Genomic DNA, 708 nt, shown 5'->3' on the forward strand with positions numbered 1-708 from the left:
GATCTGGTGCATGATGCCGTTACCCGCAGGGATTACGTCGACATTTTTAAATGCGGTTTTCGTCCACTCGATAAAGTGGAAACGGTCTTCGTTACGACGATCTTCTACTGCACGGTTTTTCTCAAACGCGTCAGGATCAAAGCCACCATATTCAACTGCCAAAGAGTGATCCACGATCAACTGCGTTGGAACCACTGGATTGACTTTAGATGGATCACCGCCTTTATCTGCAATCGCATCACGCAAGCCCGCAAGGTCAACCAATGCCGTTTGACCTAAGATGTCATGACATACCACGCGCGCAGGATACCAAGGAAAATCCATGTCCTGACGGCGTTCGATCAATTGGGTTAAATAGGCAGTTAGGTTTTCTGCATCGGCTTTACGCACAAGCTGTTCTGCCAACACTTTCGAGGTGTATGGCAAAGTTTCATATGCGCCTGGCTGAATATCTTCAACGGCTTGGCGCACGTCATAATATTCGAGCTGGGTATCGCCTTGATAATTTGGCAGCGGTTTACGGTATTGATTTGTCATTAACCACGCTCCGCCAATGGTTTGAATTCTAGGTTTTCAGGGCCAGTGTAGTTCGCGCTAGGGCGAATGATCTTACCGTCTTGACGTTGTTCAATCACGTGTGCTGACCAACCTGCGGTACGTGCAATCACGAATAATGGAGTGAACATTGCCGTTGGAACACCCATCAAG

Annotated in this window: 2 protein-coding genes; both read right to left on the bottom strand. The window is 48.0% G+C overall.

Going from position 1 to position 708, the window contains the following annotated elements:
• On the bottom strand, positions 1 to 537 hold a 537-nt coding region (locus tag B4H32_RS10965), incomplete at its 3' end, for an aconitase family protein (protein WP_286803065.1).
• On the bottom strand, positions 537 to 708 hold a 172-nt coding region (locus B4H32_RS10970), incomplete at its 5' end, for a citrate/2-methylcitrate synthase (RefSeq protein WP_286803067.1). The genes B4H32_RS10965 and B4H32_RS10970, both read right to left, overlap by 1 nt.

This window comes from Acinetobacter sp. UBA2063 (assembly GCF_002333245.1).
Taxonomy (GTDB): Bacteria; Pseudomonadota; Gammaproteobacteria; order Pseudomonadales; family Moraxellaceae; genus Acinetobacter; species Acinetobacter parvus.